At 61.6% G+C, this 1,702-nt stretch carries 1 protein-coding gene and 1 pseudogene; both read left to right on the top strand.

Translation table 11 applies throughout. The features are described from left to right. Positions 1-694, top strand: a pseudogene (locus JHD07_RS37350) (DNA double-strand break repair Rad50 ATPase); the annotation flags it as partial. Between the two features lie 121 nt (positions 695-815). Beyond that, entirely contained in the window at positions 816-1,559 is a 744-nt protein-coding gene (locus JHD07_RS37345; RefSeq protein WP_155248715.1) for a sigma-70 family RNA polymerase sigma factor, read from the top strand. The last annotated feature ends 143 nt before the right edge of the window (positions 1,560-1,702 follow it).

Genomic DNA, 1,702 nt, shown 5'->3' with positions numbered 1-1,702 from the left:
GGAGCAGACGATCAACGACGAAGTACAGGAATTGCGCAACAACCTGATGGAGGCGCGCGAAACCCGCAACGCCGCCCGCCAGGCCTTCGAGGCCATCGGCGGGGACGACAAGGCGGCGAGGGACGCAGCGGATCGCCAAACGGCGCTTGCCGAGATGACTGAGATCGCCGAACAATACGTCCGGCTGCGCTCGGCCATCGTGCTGCTGCAATGGGCGATCGATCGCTACCGGCGCGAAAAGCAGGCGCCATTGCTCAAGCGCGCGGGGGAGCTGTTCGCCATGCTCACCTGCGGATCGTTCAAGACGCTCCAGCTCGAATTCGACGACCACGACAATGTGCAGCTCGCCGGCATCCGCGACGACGGCCGCCGGGTGGCCGTCGCCGGAATGAGTTCCGGCACCGCGGACCAGCTCTATCTCGCGCTGCGCATCGCCGCGGTCGAAGACTATCTTGACCACGCCGAGCCCATGCCGTTCATCGCGGACGATCTGTTCATCAACTTCGACGACAAGCGCGCGGCGGCCGGCTTCCGCGTGCTGGGGGAGCTGGCGAAGAAGACGCAAGTTCTATTCTTCACGCACCACGAGCATCTGCTTGAGGTTGCACGAAAGGCCTTGGGCGTCCCGATTACCGGCGCTACGCTGCCGGCGGCCGCCGCGAGCCCGCCGACGCCGCAGTCGGAGGCCGCCTGAAGCCAAGTTATTTCCCGTAATTTATGGTATCACTCTGATGTTTTTCCTTTTATTTCAATGGCTTAAAGGACGACAAATCTACATTTGAAGAAATATTCGGACCCCGCTTCCGGAATTTTGGATGTGCGGTCGCTTCCTAGGTAGGGCCGCCCTTCCGGATCGCGAGGTTAAAAACATGAAGACAGGTGCCAAGACGCCCGAGGAACCGCCCTCGCCATCCGACCTGGAAGGTTGGAGGCAAGTCGCCGCCGGCAACGGCCTTCGCCGCTTGCCGCCTGGAGACGTCGTGGCCGCGATACAGCACATCGGCCCCAATGGCGATCAACGGCTGCTTGCCGCTCTGATCAACCACGTCTCGGACGAGTTGTTGCGCCGCATCAAACGGCTGGTCGGCAAGAACCACCGCAACGAGGGTGAGGACATTATCTGGCGTGCGCACCACCAGTTGATCGTGGCGGTGCTGAGGCCGAACTCGAAGGACGGGCAGGCGCTCTGCAAGACCTTCAAGACCTGCGTCGAATTCCGCGTTGCCGACGCGATCCGCGCGGAGCGCAAATACGCCTACCGCAACAAGCCCTTCAAGACGCAGCCCGGCGTCGCCGATGACGGCGAGGAAATTCTCGAAACCATCGAGCCGCCCGAGGAAGGCAGCGAGCAGGCGGCCGAGGTTCAACAATTGCTGAATAGGATTCCTGATCCGAGAAAGCGCGAGGCATTCCGCCTGCATATGCACGGATGCCCCCTTGGTCCCGGGATCGGCACGACGTCGATCGCGGAGCAACTCGGAATCAGCGCTAAAACCGCTGGAGAGTGGATCGCCGAGACCAAAGCTCTCCTCAAGATTGAGATAGGAGCCGCCCCATGATTGAACAAAACAGAAATCCCGAACGGGACGACGTGTTGTTCGCATTCCACCAGACTTGCGACAACCCGACCGCTGAGCAGGTGTCCGAATGGACGCGCCGGTATCCGCAGTATGCCGACGATATCCGTGAGCACGCCGCCCTG

This window comes from Bradyrhizobium sp., assembly GCF_016462955.1.
Taxonomy (GTDB): domain Bacteria; phylum Pseudomonadota; class Alphaproteobacteria; order Rhizobiales; family Xanthobacteraceae; genus Bradyrhizobium.
This window is presented reverse-complemented; position numbering and strand designations above follow the sequence as displayed.